The sequence below is a fragment of the Luteimonas colneyensis genome (genome assembly GCF_014836665.1).
Taxonomy (GTDB): Bacteria; Pseudomonadota; Gammaproteobacteria; order Xanthomonadales; family Xanthomonadaceae; genus Luteimonas; species Luteimonas colneyensis.
The window spans coordinates 455,407-469,331 of record NZ_JACSQJ010000001.1 but is presented as its reverse complement, the minus strand read 5'-3'; the positions used below and the strand labels follow the sequence as shown (position 1 = coordinate 469,331).

16 protein-coding genes are annotated in these 13,925 nt (G+C 73.1%); 13 read left to right on the top strand and 3 right to left on the bottom strand.

Features of this window, described 5'->3' with window-relative positions; translation table 11 throughout:
* The first annotated feature begins 35 nt into the window (after nt 1-35).
* From H9645_RS02055 to H9645_RS02030, 6 genes are all read left to right on the top strand, one after another.
* On the top strand, nt 36-2,165 hold the full coding sequence (locus H9645_RS02055; protein ID WP_225217908.1) for a M13 family metallopeptidase: 2,130 nt from the start codon (nt 36-38) through the stop codon (nt 2,163-2,165).
* Nucleotides 2,166-2,357: 192 nt separating this feature from the next.
* Nucleotides 2,358-2,639: a hypothetical protein gene (locus H9645_RS02050; protein ID WP_191728062.1), complete on the top strand. Its 282-nt coding sequence runs from the start codon at nt 2,358-2,360 to the stop codon at nt 2,637-2,639.
* A 69-nt stretch (nt 2,640-2,708) separates the two neighbouring features.
* A complete protein-coding gene (ubiM, locus tag H9645_RS02045) occupies nt 2,709-3,968 on the top strand; it encodes a 5-demethoxyubiquinol-8 5-hydroxylase UbiM (protein ID WP_191728061.1) in 1,260 nt (419 codons plus the stop codon).
* Nucleotides 3,969-3,995: 27 nt separating this feature from the next.
* On the top strand, nt 3,996-4,340 hold the full coding sequence (locus H9645_RS02040) for a zinc ribbon domain-containing protein YjdM (protein ID WP_189494817.1): 345 nt from the start codon (nt 3,996-3,998) through the stop codon (nt 4,338-4,340).
* Nucleotides 4,341-4,347: 7 nt separating this feature from the next.
* Nucleotides 4,348-5,613 carry a TIGR03862 family flavoprotein gene (locus H9645_RS02035; RefSeq protein ID WP_191728060.1) on the top strand — a complete coding sequence of 422 codons (1,266 nt, stop codon included), beginning with the start codon at nt 4,348-4,350 and terminating at the stop codon, nt 5,611-5,613.
* A 71-nt stretch (nt 5,614-5,684) separates the two neighbouring features.
* Nucleotides 5,685-6,131 carry a hypothetical protein gene (locus H9645_RS02030; RefSeq protein WP_191728059.1) on the top strand — a complete coding sequence of 149 codons (447 nt, stop codon included), beginning with the start codon at nt 5,685-5,687 and terminating at the stop codon, nt 6,129-6,131.
* A gap of 18 nt (nt 6,132-6,149) precedes the next feature.
* On the opposite strand, the gene H9645_RS02025 is transcribed toward H9645_RS02030, so the two are convergent.
* Both H9645_RS02025 and H9645_RS02020 read right to left on the bottom strand, forming a co-directional pair.
* Nucleotides 6,150-6,386 (bottom strand): hypothetical protein, encoded by a 237-nt coding sequence (locus tag H9645_RS02025; RefSeq protein WP_191728058.1) that lies wholly within the window; start codon nt 6,384-6,386, stop codon nt 6,150-6,152.
* 187 nt (nt 6,387-6,573) lie between these two features.
* Nucleotides 6,574-7,941 (bottom strand): mechanosensitive ion channel domain-containing protein, encoded by a 1,368-nt coding sequence (locus tag H9645_RS02020; RefSeq protein ID WP_191728057.1) that lies wholly within the window; start codon nt 7,939-7,941, stop codon nt 6,574-6,576.
* A gap of 138 nt (nt 7,942-8,079) precedes the next feature.
* On the opposite strand from H9645_RS02020, the gene H9645_RS02015 reads away from it, so the two are divergent.
* The 6 genes from H9645_RS02015 (at nt 8,080) to H9645_RS01990 (ending at nt 11,839) form a co-directional block, all read left to right on the top strand.
* Entirely contained in the window at nt 8,080-8,346 is a 267-nt protein-coding gene (locus tag H9645_RS02015; RefSeq protein ID WP_191728056.1) for a DksA/TraR family C4-type zinc finger protein, read from the top strand.
* A 44-nt stretch (nt 8,347-8,390) separates the two neighbouring features.
* Nucleotides 8,391-9,227, top strand: a complete 837-nt coding sequence (locus H9645_RS02010) for a spermine/spermidine synthase domain-containing protein (protein WP_191728055.1) — start codon at nt 8,391-8,393, stop codon at nt 9,225-9,227.
* Nucleotides 9,215-9,835: an HD domain-containing protein gene (locus tag H9645_RS02005; protein ID WP_191728054.1), complete on the top strand. Its 621-nt coding sequence runs from the start codon at nt 9,215-9,217 to the stop codon at nt 9,833-9,835. Before H9645_RS02010 ends, H9645_RS02005 begins: the two co-directional genes overlap by 13 nt.
* Before the next feature lie 61 nt (nt 9,836-9,896).
* Complete coding sequence (locus tag H9645_RS02000) at nt 9,897-10,271, top strand: DUF6164 family protein (RefSeq protein ID WP_191728053.1); 375 nt, start codon at nt 9,897-9,899, stop codon at nt 10,269-10,271.
* Nucleotides 10,268-11,173, top strand: a complete 906-nt coding sequence (locus H9645_RS01995; RefSeq protein WP_191728052.1) for a hypothetical protein — start codon at nt 10,268-10,270, stop codon at nt 11,171-11,173. Before H9645_RS02000 ends, H9645_RS01995 begins: the two co-directional genes overlap by 4 nt.
* 51 nt (nt 11,174-11,224) lie before the next feature.
* Entirely contained in the window at nt 11,225-11,839 is a 615-nt protein-coding gene (locus H9645_RS01990) for a hypothetical protein (protein WP_191728051.1), read from the top strand.
* Between the two features lies 1 nt (nt 11,840).
* On the opposite strand, the gene H9645_RS01985 is transcribed toward H9645_RS01990, so the two are convergent.
* Nucleotides 11,841-13,022 (bottom strand): BaiN/RdsA family NAD(P)/FAD-dependent oxidoreductase, encoded by a 1,182-nt coding sequence (locus tag H9645_RS01985; protein WP_191728050.1) that lies wholly within the window; start codon nt 13,020-13,022, stop codon nt 11,841-11,843.
* Between the two features lie 678 nt (nt 13,023-13,700).
* Here H9645_RS01985 and H9645_RS01980 point away from each other — a divergent pair.
* Nucleotides 13,701-13,877, top strand: coding sequence for a hypothetical protein (locus H9645_RS01980; RefSeq protein WP_191728049.1), 177 nt, complete (start codon nt 13,701-13,703; stop codon nt 13,875-13,877).
* Nucleotides 13,878-13,925 lie beyond the last annotated feature (48 nt).

Sequence of the window (13,925 nt, the reverse complement as noted above, 5' to 3'; positions counted from 1 at the left end):
CCACGCCCATCGCATCCAGTCCGGAGACTTCCAGTTTGAAGACCAGCCTTCTCACCGCGGCGACCGCGCTCGCCCTGTCGCTCGCCGCCCCCGTGCATGCCCATGACGTGCGCGCAGCCGACGAATGCATCGACATCGCCTGCGACGCCAGCCTGCTGTTCGAGGCCGGCGACTCCGCCGCGGACGCCGGTGGCACCGTCGCCGCCACCCGCTACGGCACCTGGGGCATCGACACCGCCGGCATGGACACCTCGGTCGAGCCGGGCGACGACTTCTTCCGCTACGTCAGCGGCACCTGGGCCGACAGCACGGACATCCCGTCGGACAAGTCGATGTACGGCTCCTTCCTGGTGCTGCGCGACCTGTCCGAGGCCCGCGTGCGCGGCCTGGTCGAGGGCTACGTGAAGCAGGGCGCGGCCGCGACCGGCGACGCGGCCAAGGTCGCCACGCTGTACCGCAGCTTCCTCGACGAGGCCGCGATCGAGGCCCTCGGCGCGAAGCCGCTGGCGCCGCACCTCGACGCCATCCGCGCCGCCGCCGACAAGGACGCGATGGCCGAGCTGATGGGCGCGTCCTCGGGCAGCGTCGGCGCCACCCTGTTCCGCCTGGGCGTGTCCGACGACCAGCGCGATCCCGACCGCTACACGCTGTACATGAGCCAGTCCGGCCTCGGCCTCGGCGACCGCCAGATGTACCTGGACGAGAAGTTCGCACCGCAGCGCGAGCGCTACGTCGCCTACATCGCGCAGCTGCTCGGGCTCGCCGGCTGGGACGATCCGCAGGGCAGCGCGCAGCGCGTGTTCGACTTCGAGAAGTCCGTGGCCGAAGCGCACTGGACCCGCGCCGAGAGCCGCGACCGCAGCCGCACCTACAACCCGGTCGAGCGCGCCGCGTTCGCCACCACCGCCCCGGGCTTCGCCTGGGAGCGCTATTTCGCCGCCGCCGGCGTCGGCCAGGCGCCGCGCGCGGTCGTGCGCCAGGACAGCGCGATGCCGAAGCTGGCGAAGCTCTTCGCCGACGCCGACCTCGACACGCTCAAGGCCTGGCAGGCCTTCCACGTCACCGACCAGGCCGCGCCGATGCTGTCGAAGGCCTTCGTCGACGCGCACTTCGACTTCCGCTCGAAGTTCCTCTCGGGCCAGCCCGAGCAGAAGGAGCGCTGGAAGCGCGGCGTGGCGCACGCCGAGGGGGCGATGGGCGAGGCGATCGGCCGCGACTACGTGGCGCTGTACTTCCCGCCGGATGCCAAGGCCAAGATGGACGACCTGGTCGCCAACGTGAAGGCGGCCATGGGCGCGCGCCTGGACCAGCTCGAGTGGATGGGCGAGGACACCAAGCAGGAAGCCCGCGCCAAGCTGGCCGGCTTCGGCCTCAAGATCGGCCATCCCGACACCTGGCGCGACTACGCCGCGCTCGAGGTCAGGGATGGCGACGTGCTCGGCAACGCGCTGCGCTCGGCCGCCTTCGAGTGGGATTACGACCGCGCGCGCATCGGCGGGCCGGTCGACAAGGCCGAGTGGGGCATGACGCCGCAGACGGTCAACGCCTACTACTCGTCGGTGAAGAACGAGATCGTGTTCCCGGCCGCCATCCTGCAGCCGCCGTTCTTCGATCCCGATGCCGATCCGGCCGTCAACTACGGCGGCATCGGCGGCGTGATCGGCCACGAGATCATCCACGGCTTCGACGACCAGGGCCGCAAGTCCGACGGACAGGGCCTGCTGCGCGACTGGTGGACGGCCGAGGACGCGGCGAAGTTCGAGGCCCAGGCCGCGAAGCTCGGTGCCCAGTACGAGGCCTACGAGTTCCCGCAGCTGCCGGGCATGCACATCAACGGCAAGGTGGCGATGGGCGAGAACATCGGCGACCTCGGCGGCCTGACCATCGCGCTGGAGGCCTACCGCCGCTCGCTCGACGGCCAGCCGGCGCCGGTGGTCGACGGCTTCAGCGGCGAGCAGCGATTCTTCATGGGCTGGGCGCAGGTCTGGCGCACGCTGTGGCGCGACGATGCGCTGCGCCAGCAGCTGGTGAACGGCACGCATTCGCCGGGCCACATCCGCGCGTTCGCGCCGCTCCGCAATATCGATGCCTGGTATGACGCCTTCGGCGTGGACAGCGACGACGCGCTGTGGATCGCGCCGGAAGACCGCGTGCGCATCTGGTAAGGCCACGAGGGCGGTGATCCGCCCGCCGGTGGAGGCGAAGGGCAGGCCAAGCGGCCTGCCCTTCGCCGTTTCAGGCGCCTGCGCCGCCGCCCCCTTTCCATCGCCCCCCGTTCCGTGGCGTAATCGGGTACCCCACGTCGTCCGCTCTATCCGAGGTCCGCAGTCCGAACAGCCACAGGAGCCAGCCACGCGATGCATCCGGAAGTGATCAGCGAGGAGTACGGGATTCCCGCCGCAATGGCGAGGGACATCATCGGCCGCGAGACGCGGCGCGCGCTCCTGCAGCGCTGGCAGGCATGGGCCTGGCTGGTGGTAACGGCCGGATTGGCGGGTGCCTTGTACGTCCTGCAGCCCGGGAACGGGCTCTACGCGCTGCTCATCGGGACCGGCGCGGTGCTGGTGTGGTACCAGGTGGGGCGCTTCCTGGCCGAGCCGGCGGTGCACGCCGCCGCGCGGGAGCGTTCCACGGCTTGACCGCGGTCAGGGTCGGCAGTTGCCGGCCCGCCTAGGCTTGTACGCTCCCGCCTGATCCGGAGCGCTTGCATGTCCGAGCCATCCATCCTCGTCATCGGAGCCGGCCCGGCCGGCCTGTCGCTGGCGCGCGCGCTGTCAATGCGCGGCCTGCGCGTCGATGTCATCGAGCGGCAGCCCCGCGCCGCGATCGCTGAGCCGGCGCCCGACGGCCGCGAGATCGCGATGACCCGGTCCTCGATGCGACTGCTTCGCGAGCTGGGCATCCTCGATCGCATCGACGCCGCGAAGGTGGCACCGCTGGTGCGCGCGCGGGTCGCCGACGGCGACGCCGGCGAGGGCTTCGAGGTCGATGCCGGACCGTTCGGGCACGAGGCGCTGGGGAGCCTGGTCGCGAACAGCGACATCCGCGCCGCGGCCTGGGGCGTGGTCGAGGCCGATCCGCGGATCCGCGTGCACTTCGACGCGCGCGTGGCCTCGGTGGCGGCCGGCTCGCGCAGGGCGGAGGTGGTGCTCGAGGACGGCCGGCGCTTCGAGGCGCCGCTGCTGGTCGCGGCCGACAGCCGCTTCTCGTCCACGCGCCGCGCGCTGGGCGTCCCGGTGGCCATGCACGACTTCGGCAAGACCATGCTGGTCTGCCGCGTGCGCCTGGCCCAGGGCCACGACGGCGTGGCCTGGGAGTGGTTCGGACAGGGACAGACGCGCGCGCTGCTGCCGCTCAACGACGGACTCGCCTCGGCGGTGCTCACGGTGACCGGTGCGGAGGCGGAGGCGCTGCTGGCGCTCGCGCCCGACGCGTACGCGCGCGAGCTGGAAGCGCGCTACCACGGCCGCTTCGGCGCGATGGCGCTCGAGGGCCGGGTGCACGCCTATCCGCTGGTGGCGACCTGGGCGCACCGCTTCGCCGGCCCGCGCTTCGCCCTGGTGGGCGACGCGGCGGTGGGGATGCATCCGGTGACCGCGCACGGTTTCAACCTCGGGCTGGCCAGCGTCGAGCGGTTGGCGTCGGCCGTGGCCGATTCGATGGCCCTGAACGGTGATCCCGCCGAACCGGCGATGCTCGCGCGCTACCAGCGCCGGCACCGCGTCGGCTGCGCGACGCTGTTCCTCGGCACGGGGCTGGTGGTGCGCGTGTTCACCGACGACCGCCTGCCGCTGCGGCCGCTGCGCCGCGCGATCATCGGGGCCGGGCGTGTGCTGCCGCCGCTGCGGCGCGCGCTGGCCGATGCGCTGCTCGACGACGGACCCGTGGATCCGACCCCGCTGCAGCGACTGCGCCGCGGCTTCGAGGTCCTGCGGCCAAGGTTACACGGAGCCCCGCGGCTACAATGAACGGCCCCACCTTGCTCCGGAGCCGCCATGCCCGCCATCCCCGCCTGCCCGCAATGCGGCCTCGAGAACACCTATGCCGACGGCGCGCTGCTGGTCTGCGCCGACTGCGGCCACGAGTGGGCGCCGGGCGAGGGCGGCGACGCGGCGGGCGACGCCCCGGTGGTGCGTGACGTCAACGGCAACCCGCTCGCGGCCGGCGACACCGTGGTCGTGATCAAGGACCTCAAGGTCAAGGGATCGTCGATCCCGCTCAAGCAGGGCACGGTGATCCGCAACATCCGCCTGGTCGAGGATGACGCCGAGCACATCGAAGGCCACTCCGACAGGATCAGGGACCTGGTGCTGAAGACCTGCTTCCTGCGCAAGGCCTGAGGATCCCGTGGGCGAGACGACGGCCAGCGGGGCGGCCCAGGCCGGACGCCGCCGCGTCGCCGTGGTCGGAGGTGGAACAGCGGGGCTGTTCGCGGCCGAACGGCTGCGCGCGGCGGGCTGCGAGGTCCATGTCTTCGAGGCCAAGGGGTCGGCGGGCCGCAAGTTCCTGGTGGCCGGCAAGGGCGGGCTCAACCTCACGCACTCCGATCCTCCGGCGCTGTTCGCCAGCCGCTACCGCGAACGCGCGGGCGAGGTCGCGTCCTGGCTCGAGGCCTTCGACGCCGACGCGCTGCGCGCCTGGGCGCTCGGCCTGGGCGTGCCGACCTTCGTCGGCAGCTCAGGACGCGTATTCCCGGACGACCTGAAGGCGGCACCGCTGCTGCGCGGCTGGGTGCGGCGCCTGCGGGCGCAGGGCGTGCACCTCCACGTCCACCATCGCTGGACGGGCTGGGCGGACGACGGCCGCCTGCGCTTCGACACGCCCGACGGCGGGCTCGCCTTCGACGCCGACGCCACGGTGCTGGCGCTGGGCGGCGGCAGCTGGCCGCAGCTCGGCTCCGACGGCGCGTGGCAGGCGCTGCTGCGCGACGCCGGGATCGAGGTGGCGCCGCTGCAGCCGGCCAACTGCGGCTTTGACGTCGGCTGGTCGCCGCATTTCGCCGCCAGGCACGCCGGCGCGCCGCTGAAGCCGGTCATCGCGCACTGGCGCGAGGTCGACGGCAGCGCGCATGCGCTGCAGGGCGAGTGCGTGGTGTCGGAGCACGGCATCGAGGGCAGCCTGGTGTATGCCATCTCGGCACCGCTGCGCGAGCGCATCGCCCGTGAGGGCCACGCGATCCTGGAGCTGGACCTGGTCCCCGGCCGCGAGCTGGCGAGGCTCCAGCACGAACTGGCGCGTCCGCGCGGCAAGCGCAGCGTGTCCGAGCACCTCCGCCGCGCCGCGGGCATCGACGGCGCCAGGGCCGGCCTGCTGCGCGAGGTGCTGGGCGCCGACGCCATGCACGACCCGGCCGTCGTCGCGGCGGCGGCCAAGCGCCTCCCGCTGCGCCTGCTCCGCGCGCGGCCGATCGACGAGGCCATCAGCAGTGCCGGCGGCATCCGCCTGGAAGCGCTGGACAGGCAGCTGATGCTGCGCGCGCGTCCCGGCACCTTCGCCGCCGGCGAAATGCTCGACTGGGAGGCGCCGACCGGCGGCTACCTGCTCACCGCCTGCTACGCCAGCGCCCACGTGGCCGCGGCGGGCGTGCTGCGCTGGCTGTCGATGCCGGCGTGACGCCCGCGCCGCGCCGATCGGGCATGCTGTCCCGCCCGGATCGCGAGAGGCTCCCGATGGACCGCGCACTGATGACCACCCTGTTGATCGCGGCGCTGCCGCTGGCCGGCTGCGACCGTGCCCCGGCCGCCGGTGATCCGGCAGCGGCGACCGACGCGCCCGCGCCCGCGACACCCGCGGCACCCGCGCCGACGCTGCCGGCGGAGTTCGTGGTGTCCACCAACGAGCCCTTCTGGCAGGCGCGCGTGGAGGGTGGCGAGGTGGTCCTGGATGGTCCCGAGGTGGATGGTCGGCGTTTTAGCATCGAGCGCCGGGATGAAGGCGAGGACGCGCGCGTGGTCCACGCCCGCGACGCGGCGGGCACGATCTCGGTGACGCTGAGGCCGGGTCCCTGCCAGGACAGCATGTCGGGTGCGGAGTTTCCGCATGCGGGCGACGTGACCATCGACGGCGTCGGGCCGGCGCCGGGCTGCGCGCGTCCGGCCGGCACGCCGCCTCCGCGGCCGCCGGAAGAGTAGCTCCGGTTCCGCCGCGGCTCAGCCGGCGGCGGCGTTCGACCTGTGCGGGGTTCCGGGCATCGGCCCCGGTTCCACCAGGATGGTGTCGCCCCAGTCGCCGGGCATGACGATGGCGACCGGCCGGCCGCTGGCGGTGGCGTCGCCGAGCGCGACCGCGTGGGCTGCCATGGTCGCCTTGAAGCGGCTGTGGAAGACCTCGTCGTACGTCGCGCCGGAGACCTGGAAACCCGCCGCAATCTGCTTGATCTCGACCATTGGCGCGCCTCGCTGGTTTGGAGCCCCGGCCCAGCTTCACGACTTGCTCAAGGTCGCGGCCATTCCATTGCTGAGCGGCATCCGTGACCGGTGCAGGGCCGTGCTGCCGGGGCATCCGCAAGCTTGCGCCGCGGCGGTCCGCAGGCCCGTCGGGCGCTTCTCCATTACGGGGTAGGAAAACTCCGAATCAGCCCGGTGGCGGTGCGGCGGTGCCGGCCGTCTCTTCGGGAAGCAGGTCCTCGCCCGCGTGCGCGCGCTGTTCCGCGACCAGGTGTTCGTCCAGGTCGTGGTTGACCGATGTGTCGGCGACGCCGTCGCCGGCGTGGCCGGCCGGGTGCGCCGGGCTGGATGCGGGCGGGTCGTCCACCAGCTCGGTGGTGTACTGGATGTTGCGGGGCGTCCTGACCCCGGCGCTGGCCAGGCAGGTGCGGACCGCGTGGATCGCCTCGCTGCGCACCTTGCCGATGTCGCTCTGGCGCTGGTCGACCCAGGCGAAGAAGCGCAGCGTGATCCCGCCGGCGTCGTAGGCGTCCACGGTCCAGGACGGTCCCGGATCGGCGGCCACGCCGTCGATCGACCGGATCGCGCCCAGCGCCAGTTCCTGCACGCGGCGGATCGACTCCTCGACGTCGAGCGGAATGGTGAACTCCAGCCGCCGCTTGGGGTTGCTGGAGAAGTTGAGCACCACCGACTTGAACACCAGCGCGTTCGGCAGGGTGAGGCGGTTGCCGTCGTGCGTGACCAGCACGGTCGCGCGCGAGGTCAGCGCGGCCACCTTGCCCTCGTGGGTATCGTCGATGCGCAGCGACTCGCCGGGCGCGAAGGGGCGGCGGATGCTGAGCAGCACGCCGGCCACGTAGTTCTCGGCGATGTCCTTGAACGCGAAGCCCAGCGCCAGGCCGAGCACTCCGGCCGAACCCATCACCGCGCCCACCAGCGCGGTGGCGCCGAGCAGGTCAAGCGCGATGAGCACCCCGGCGAGCAGCACCAGCCACTGCACCAGCTGCTGCACCAGGGTGGCGAAGAACGGATTCTCCGCCTGCCAGTTGCGGCTTGCGATGCGACGGCCGAGGCGACGCCCCAGCCACTTGCCGAAGGCCCAGGCCAGGGCCACCACGACGATCGCCACCAGCAGCAGCGGCAGCGCGGCGAGCAGCCGGGTCACCTTGTCGACGGCCAGCTCGGACGCGGTGGCGATGCGATCGGTGAAACGCGTGCTCAGCGTCACCCCGTTGTCGACGCGCTCGATGCCCGGATGCTGGGCGGCCACCTGTTCGGCACGCTCGCGGTCCTCGGGGGCCAGGACCACGCCCTGCAGCGCGGCGACGCCGTCGTGCACGGTGACCGAGACGTCGGCCAGGCCGGCGGTGTCCTGCAGGCGCCGGGCCAGGCGACGGCTCTCGACGAGGTCGTGGGCGGCGGAATCGGGTCCGGGGGCGGGCGCCTCGTCGGCGCTGGCCGGGGGTGTAGCGGGCTCCTGGGCATGGGTCGTGCCGGTGGCGGAGACCAGTATGAACAGGAGGGCGGCGAAGGTTCTGGTGAGGTCTGCACGCATGCGGGAATGGTCGCATGCGCTCGTGAAGGGGGCGCTCGCAGCCGTCCGCGCGCTGGGGGCCGGCGTCGCGCGCCCTTGCGTGAACCGTCCTTCGCCCCGATAACGCGGGTTCGGACCCCCATCGTGCAGGAGCAGACCATGGCCACCGGCTGGGCCGGCGACGGCGCCGTGCAGGACCAGATCGACGCGACCGTGAAGGACGCCATCGAACGCGCGCGCAGCCGCCTTGGCCATGGGCCGGGGCGGGCGACCTGCGAGGAATGCGACGCGCCGATCCCCGAGGCGAGGCGGAACGCGGTGCCGGGCGTGCGCCTGTGCGTGGCCTGCCAGTCTGCCCTCGACGAGGAAGAGGCCGGCCACGCCGGCTACAACCGCCGCGGCAGCAAGGACAGCCAGCTGCGCTGAGCCGGGTGCGCTAGGCTGCGCGTCCGCAGGCGAGGGAGCACACGGTGGCAGGGAAGGGAGGGGCGTCGGGCTGGCTGTCCTCGTGGTTCGCGCGCCTGCGCGGGACGGGAGGCGTGGATCCGACCGGTCTGCCGCTGCCGCCCGCGCGCCTGCACCGCCACGACGGCTATGTATCGCTGCAATTCCGGCGCGGCCAGACCCAGAGCCGCATGCGGGGCGCCGAACCCGACCGCCTGCTGATCGACTACACCCGCACCATGCTCGCGGCGCTGCTGTGGCAGCCATGCCCGGCGCGCATCGGCATCGTCGGCCTGGGCGGGGGCTCGCAGGTGAAGTTCCTGCACCGCCACCTCGCGCAGGCCCGGCTGGAGGTGGTGGAGAACCATCCCGGGGTGATCGCGCTCCGCCGCGAGTTCGGCATTCCCGACGACGATGCGCGGCTGGAGGTGGTGCTGGACGACGGTGCGCGCTTCGTCGCCGCGCGTCCCGGGCGCTACGACCTGCTGCTGGTGGACGGCTACGACGCATCCGGCATCCCCGCCGCGCTGTCGACGCCGGGCTTCCACGCGGCCTGCCGGGACGCACTCGCGCCGGGCGGCGTGATGGCCAGCAACCTGCACGGCGATGACCCGGCGCCGCGCATCGAGCGGCTGCGGGAAGCCTTCGGGGCGGAGCACGTGCTGGTGGTGGAGGAAGAGAAGATGAGCAACCGCGTCGCCTTCGCCTGGACCGGGGCCGCGCCGGATGGCCGCGATGCCTGCGTCGCGGCCGTGCATGCGGCGCTGCCCGCGCCGGCGCGGCGCGAGCTGGCGGGCGTGCTGGAGCGGATCGCCCGCGTCCTGCGCGCACGCGACGCCGGGTCGTCGGCATGCGCCAGCTGATCCCGCTGCCGCCAGGCATGCTGGAGGCACTGCGCGCGGCCTACGCCACGCCACCGCGGGCCTACCACCATTTCGGCCATGTCGAAGCGCTGCTGCGGCTGTTCGAGGCCGTCGAGGCCGGACCGGGCTGGGCGCGGCCGCGCGAGGCCTGGCTGGCGATGCTGTACCACGACGCGGTCTACGAGGCCGGCCGCCGCGACAACGAGGCGCGCTCGGCGGGACTGGCGGCATCCGCGATCGCGCGCTGGCTGCCGGACGAAGGCCTCGACGCGGCCCATGTCGCCGGGCTGATCGAACTGACGGCGCGGCACGGCGCGCTGTCGCCCGACGAACTCGGGACCGGGCCGGACGGCGACGACCGCCGCAACTTCCTCGACTGCGACATGGCCATCCTCGGCGCGGCCCCGGACGTCTTCGACGCCTATGACCGCGCGATCGCCGAGGAGTACCGCGGCGTGGTCCCCGCCTGGCTGTTCCGCCTCAACCGGCGCCGCTTCCTGCGCGGACTGCTGCGCCGCGACCGCATCTACCTGGGCGACTTCTTCCATGCGCGCCTGGACGCGGCGGCGCGCGACAACCTGCGGCGCGCACTGGGCGTCCGGGGCTGATCCGCAGCGGCGCGGCGGACGGGGTCCCGCGCTTGCCATGTGCCGCGGGTATCCTTGCGCGATGGCCAAGCTCCTGCTGAACATGCGACTGGTGCCCGAGGACGAGGCGGACGATGTCCGCGCGTTCCTGGACGAGCACCGGATCGCCTTCCACGAGACCAGGCCCAGCCGCTGGGGAATCTCCCACGGCGGGATCTGGGTGTCCGAGGACGGCGATTACCCGCGCGCACGGCAGCTGATGGACGACTACCAGGCCGCCCGCCAGGCGCGCGCGCGCGCCGAACACGCCCGCGCGCTGGCCGACGGCAGCGCCGACACCTTCGCCGCGGTCTTCCGCCGCGAGCCGCTGCGCGTGCTCGCGGTGCTGCTGGGCATCGCCGGCCTGCTGCTGCTGGTGGCGCTGCCGGTGGCCCTGCTCTGGCGTGCGGGGACATGAGCAGGACCCGGCCGGGCAGGACTCCCTACTGGCCGGACCGCTCCGCGCTGCGACGGCGGCGCAGCGCCAGGCGTGCATTCCGGGTGGCGATCGCGCTGGTGCTGGTGCTGCCCTGGTTCGGCTACCGCCACGTGCGCGAGTGGCTGGGCCCCGAGGCCGATGCGACTCCGGTGCCGGTCGTGGCCGATGCGGCCAGCGCGCCTCCAGTGACCCGGGCGCGGCCATTGGAGGCGCGTGATCGCGAGCCAGCCGGGCCGCCGCTGGTCCCGGCGCCCGCCGCGGGCGACACCCCGCCCGACGCCGCGGAGAGCGATCCCGACGGCATCGACGCCATCGGCCGCGACGCGCGCGCCGGTGACGGCGAAGGTGCCGCCGAGCGGCTCGCCGACCTCGGTGCCAGGGTCCATCGCGAGGTGCTGCTGGCCGATCGCGGCAGCGCGATCCGTCGCGAAGCCGCGCGGCGCGACGTGTCCGACATCGCCGGCGTGCGCGCAGCCGGCTGGGTGGACCGGATGACCGTGCTGCTGGTGATGTCCTCGCGCGGCGGCGGGCATTCGACCATCGCCGAGGCCTGCCGGCGCCTGGCCACGCACGGCGACGTGACCGGCCTCGCGGTGCGGGTGCAGGAAGTCGCGGGCGACGACGTCGCGGCCGGGGCGCTGCTGGGGGAGTGCAGGCCCGGCCTGCATGCCTCGGGCCCGGTCGATCCGCTGCAGGCCTTCCCCGGGACCCCGCTGCGCGCCAGCGGCGCGCAGGACGCGCTGGCGGACGGCGAGCCGGAGGATCCGGAGGCCGCGGAAGCGCGTCGCCGGCGCGCCGAGGAGAGCCTGCGCATCCTCAGCGAAAGCACGCCCGAACTGCCCGCGACGCCGCAACCCCGGGCCGACCCTGACGCGCGCTGAACGCACGCCGCTTATCATCCCCACGCATCCTTCACGATCCGGATCCCGCCTTTGGACCTGCTCCACCGCTCCGCCGCCGCCGCGCTCGCGCTCGCCTGCCTCGCGTCCACGGGCTGTGCCCGCGACGACGTTCCGGCGGCCGGAACCGCACAGCCACCCGCCACCAGCGCGCCGCCGCCCGCGCCGCGCACCTCGCTCGATCCCGACCCCGCCAAGGCGCCGATCGAGCGCGCGGCGCCGCCGACGCTGCAGCCCGTCGCGCTTGGCGACTTCGTGGCCGCCGACCGCGTGTCCGCCTCGATGACGGGTGCGATCGAGATCGCCGACGCGCGCATCAGCGGCGCCAACGGCGCGGCCTTCGTCACCGAGCGCGTGGCCATCGTCCGCGGTGGCGACGAATACAGCGCCGGCGAGCGCTATGCCGACATGATGAGCATCGACGCCGGCCATCCGGTGGAGTTGCGGCGGGTGCTGGACGAGGTCCGTGGCGACGACGGGCAGGGCTTCTGCGGCAGCATGAAGACCGGTTTCCTGGCCTTGGCCAGCTACGAGGAGGCCGGCTTCCAGGTGGTGAAGCTGCTCGCGCTGCAGGGCGACGGCATTCCCGCGGCCACGGCCACCGATACCCGGCTCTGCGCCGCCGCCAGTTACGAAGCCACGCCCTGAGTCAGGCGACCTGGCCCGCGGCGCGGCCCGAAGCCCAGGCCCACTGGAAGTTGTAGCCGCCGAGCCAGCCGGTCACGTCGACCACCTCGCCGACGAAGAAGAGGCCCGGCACGAGCCGCGACATCATCGTCGTCGATGACAGCCCGCCGGTGTCGACGCCGCCGAGCGTGACTTCCGCGGTGCGATAGCCCTCGGTGCCGCTGGCTACGACCGGCCACGCCGACAGCGCCGCCGCGGCGCGCGCCAGCATCGGCTCGTCGAACTGCCGCAGCGGCCGGTCGCCGAGCCAGTGTTCGCACAGGCGCTGGGCGAAGCGCTTGGGCATGCGCTCGGCGAGGACGGTGCGCAGTTCGCTGGCCGGCCGCGCAGCGCGCTGCGCACGCAGCCAGTCGAGCGCGTCGGTGCCCGGAAGCAGGTCGATCGACAGCGCCTGCCCGGGCTCCCAGTACGAGGACGCCTGCAGGATCGCCGGCCCGCTGAGTCCGCGATGCGTGACCAGCATGGCGTTGCGGAACGACGGCCCGCGGGCCGTGGCTTCGACCTCCAGCGCGACGCCGCTCAGGCCCTCCAGCCGCTCGGCGTGGCTGCCGGTGAGCACCAGCGGCACCAGTCCAGCGCGCGTGGGCAGCACGTCGTGGCCGAACTGCTTCGCCAGCGCATAGCCCAGGCCGCTGCCGCCCAGGCTCGGGATCGACAGGCCGCCGCTCGCGACCACCAGCGACGCGGCGGCGACGCGGCCCCGCGCGGTCTCGACGACGAAGCCCTCGCCCTCGCGCACGACGCCGTGGACGTCGCAGCCGGTGTCGACGTGGACGCCGGCATCGGCGCACTCGTCCATCAGCATGCGCACGATCTGCTTCGAGGAGTCGTCGCAGAACAGCTGTCCGAGCTCCTTTTCGTGCCAGGCGATGCCGTGGCGGTCGACGAGGTCGATGAAGTCGGCCGGGCGGTAGCGGGCCAGGGCGGATTTGCAGAAGTGGGGGTTGGCCGAGATGAAGTTGGCGGGGGTGGTGCCGGTATTGGTGAAATTGCAGCGGCCGCCGCCGGACATCAGGATCTTCTTGCCGGGCTTGTTGGCGCGCTCAACCACGCGCACCTGCCGGCCGCGCTGGCCGGCCGTCATCGCGCACATCAGGCCCGCTGCGCCGGCCCCGATGACCAGCACGTCGCAGGAAATCGTCATCGCGACAGGATAGCGGGTGGCGCGGGTCTCGATCGGCTCTAGTGGGATTTGCTGACTGCTTGGGAGACCGCGTCGGGCTGGGCATCTCACAGCTTGCTTCGGGAGTGTCCGCGCCGCGGGAGGCGGCTGGCGGGGGGAGTGCTCCGCCCGGCCGCAGACGTCCGTGTCTGAAGCCGGGGCGTGGGCCATCCATGGCCCACTCTCCGCACTCCCCCCGCCATCCATCTCCCGCACGACCGTTGTCGGCTTCGTGGAAGAGGGCGCGCCGCGACGCCGTGAGAGTGGCGGAACACATCGAAGTCTCGTGGTCGCGTGTCTCCGAAGCCGCGCGCCACCAGCCATCGAAGCGGGGCGCTGCGGGGTGGGGATGGACAGCGCACATGGATGTGCGCGGTAGGCGAATCAGCCATAGATGGCTGCTTCGCCGGTCCGTCCCCACCCCGCAGCGACACGCTCCCCCACGAAGCCGAACGCCCAGCGGCGCCCGACGCCCGGCATCCGGCATCCGGCATCCGGCATTCTTCGACGTCCAGCGCCGGCGTTGCGTACCCAGGTGCGCGGCGCGCGCCGCTGCTACAGCCCGTCCACGTAGAATGTCCGGATGCACGAACAGGCACGTCATCCCCGTCATCGCATGTCCAGCACTGCATCCCGCGAGCAGCGTGCAGGAATGCGTCCGTGAGCTGGCTGGGCCTGGTCGCGATCGTCATCGGCCTGTACCTGGCGTTCAAGGTCGCCGGCGTGGTGCTGAAGCTCGCCCTGTGGCTGCTGATCGTGGTCGCCGCCTACTGGTGGCTGGCGCCGATCCTGGGCTGGCCGCCGCTCGAGGAAGTGATCCACGTCCTCGGTCCCTGAGCGGACGAAGCTGTAAACCCCGGATCTGTAGGAGCAGCTACAGCTGCG

Bases quoted from the DNA above. Each gene is read 5' to 3' on its own strand.
- H9645_RS02050 (WP_191728062.1), top strand. From the start codon at position 2,358: ATGCATCCGGAAGTGATCAGCGAGGAGTACGGGATTCCCGCCGCAATG.
- ubiM (WP_191728061.1), top strand. From the start codon at position 2,709: ATGTCCGAGCCATCCATCCTCGTCATCGGAGCCGGCCCGGCCGGCCTG.
- H9645_RS02040 (WP_189494817.1), top strand. From the start codon at position 3,996: ATGCCCGCCATCCCCGCCTGCCCGCAATGCGGCCTCGAGAACACCTAT.
- H9645_RS02030 (WP_191728059.1), top strand. From the start codon at position 5,685: ATGACCACCCTGTTGATCGCGGCGCTGCCGCTGGCCGGCTGCGACCGT.
- H9645_RS02025 (WP_191728058.1), bottom strand. From the start codon at position 6,386: ATGGTCGAGATCAAGCAGATTGCGGCGGGTTTCCAGGTCTCCGGCGCG.
- H9645_RS02020 (WP_191728057.1), bottom strand. From the start codon at position 7,941: ATGCGTGCAGACCTCACCAGAACCTTCGCCGCCCTCCTGTTCATACTG.
- H9645_RS02015 (WP_191728056.1), top strand. From the start codon at position 8,080: ATGGCCACCGGCTGGGCCGGCGACGGCGCCGTGCAGGACCAGATCGAC.
- H9645_RS02005 (WP_191728054.1), top strand. From the start codon at position 9,215: ATGCGCCAGCTGATCCCGCTGCCGCCAGGCATGCTGGAGGCACTGCGC.
- H9645_RS02000 (WP_191728053.1), top strand. From the start codon at position 9,897: ATGGCCAAGCTCCTGCTGAACATGCGACTGGTGCCCGAGGACGAGGCG.
- H9645_RS01995 (WP_191728052.1), top strand. From the start codon at position 10,268: ATGAGCAGGACCCGGCCGGGCAGGACTCCCTACTGGCCGGACCGCTCC.
- H9645_RS01985 (WP_191728050.1), bottom strand. From the start codon at position 13,022: ATGACGATTTCCTGCGACGTGCTGGTCATCGGGGCCGGCGCAGCGGGC.